This window comes from Intestinimonas sp. (genome assembly GCF_026169115.1).
Classification (GTDB): domain Bacteria; phylum Bacillota; class Clostridia; order Oscillospirales; family Oscillospiraceae; genus Intestinimonas.
Genome location: NZ_JAPFEA010000134.1, coordinates 1 through 1,815, shown reverse-complemented (window position 1 = coordinate 1,815; position 1,815 = coordinate 1). Strand labels below are relative to the sequence as shown.

Annotated in this window: 2 protein-coding genes; both read right to left on the bottom strand. The window is 69.1% G+C overall.

Annotation, left to right across the window (positions count from 1 at the left end):
* Window positions 1–105: 105 nt before the first annotated feature.
* Window positions 106–288: a hypothetical protein gene (locus Q0Y09_RS11400; protein WP_297721688.1), complete on the bottom strand. Its 183-nt coding sequence runs from the start codon at window positions 286–288 to the stop codon at window positions 106–108.
* Window positions 288–1,646 carry a DnaB-like helicase C-terminal domain-containing protein gene (locus Q0Y09_RS11395; RefSeq protein WP_297721685.1) on the bottom strand — a complete coding sequence of 453 codons (1,359 nt, stop codon included), beginning with the start codon at window positions 1,644–1,646 and terminating at the stop codon, window positions 288–290. Before Q0Y09_RS11395 ends, Q0Y09_RS11400 begins: the two co-directional genes overlap by 1 nt.
* Between the last annotated feature and the right edge of the window lie 169 nt (window positions 1,647–1,815).

The following is a 1,815-nucleotide window of genomic DNA, read 5'->3' as shown; positions in this document are numbered from 1 at the left end:
TCGACCTCATAGCCCGGCCTGGCATTGGCGTCATAGTAATCGCAGTCCAGCTCCCGGCCCACAAAGGCGCATTTGCGCTCGCACTCGCGCTGGAAGGGACAGCGGTCATTGTTCTTTCCCATGGTCTTCTCCTTTCCCCCGACGCTCCTCCCGGAGCCGCCGGATGATGCTCTGTTGGTGGAGGAGGGCCTCCAAGATCTCCCGCGCCAGCACCCGCCCCAGGGTGATGTTGCTGCCTGGCTGCTCCAGCCGGCGGCGAAGGGTGGCGATGATCTCCCGCTCCCCCATCACAGTCCTCCGATCCGGAACTGCTCCGGGATCTCGTCCTCGCCGGCTTTTCTCCGGTAGGACATGCCGGAGATCTTGCTGGTGGCCAGGGAGAAGGCCAGCTTGCAGCGGCCCACCCCGCCGTGGCGGTTTTTGGCCAGGTCCACGTCCAGGACGGAGGGAACGGTGGGGTCCACCGTCTCCCGGGCGGCGTAGTAGTCCTCCCGGTAGAGGAAGATGACGCCGTCGGCGTCCTGCTCCAGGGCCCCGGTGTCCCGCAGGTCGGAGAGCTGGGGCCGCTTGTCCTGTCTCGCCTCCACCTCCCGGTTGAGCTGGCACAGGCACAGGATGGGGATGCGCAGGGTCCGGGCCAGATTCTTGAGGTCGGCGGAGATCTCCGTGGTGTACTCATACCGGCCATACCGTTTCGCCGCCGACGGCGGCAGGATCTTGCCGAAGTAATCCACCACGATGAGCCGCAGGCCCCCGATGCTCCGGGCCAGGACCCCGATGTCGTCCACCGTCACCGTGGGGGCGGCGTTGGACCAGAAGCTCAGCCCGGCCAGCCGGCGGGCCGTCTGGGCCGCCCGGTCCTCCTCGGCCTGGGTGAGGGGCTGCATGAGCAGCTTCTGGGAGGGGATGCCGGTCTCCCGGCTGATGCGCTTGGCGGAAAGCTGCTCGGTGTCCATCTCCAGGGACACGAAGAGCACCGGGTCCACCTGGGCCACCCGGTCTGCGATGTTGAGGGCCAGGGTGGTCTTGCCCATGCCGGGCCGGGCGGCCAGCAGGTAGAGCCCTGAGTTGAGCAGCCCGCCCCCCAGCAGCTCGTCCAGGGCCATGTAGCCGGTACAGACATAGCCCTTGGCGTCGCCCGCTTCCACCGCGTCACGCTGCCGGTAATAGGCCAGCATGCTGTCGTTGGGGCCCACCAGCTTTCCGGCGCTGCCCTTGGACGCCAGGTCCTCCAGCTGCCGGATGCCGGCGGCGATGAGGGCGGCGGTGTCCTCCATGTCGTCCGCCCCCTGGACCAGACGCACGCCGGTCTCCCGCGCGCCCTCCCGGAGCCGGTACTCCCGGACGATCTTGACGTACTCCCCCACGTTGGCGGCGGTGGGGACGATCTCCATGAGCTGGCGGACATAGACCTGGGACACCTCCGCCCCCATCCGCCAAGCCTGGGCCAGGATGGTCACCGGGTCCAGCTTGCCGCCCGCCCGCTCCAGGGCCAGGATGGCGGCGTAGAGGGCCCGGTTGGCCTCCAGCCGGAAGTCCTCCGGGCGCAGCTCCCGCTGGACCTCCGGAAGGCATCGCTCGTCCACCAGGATGGCCCCCACCACGCTCTGCTCGGCCATGGTGGCGGAGATCTGATACTCAGCCATCCGGGACCATCACCTCCTCCCCGTCGATAATCTCCGTGTGCCAGCCGGTGAGCTGCCTGGCCTGGGGCCGGGGCGGCGCTGCCGCCCTGCCGGCCTTGGGGGTGGGCTCGTCCAGCCACCGCTGGTTGCGGAGGTACCGGCAGGCGTAGGGCACGGGCCAGTCCTCGGC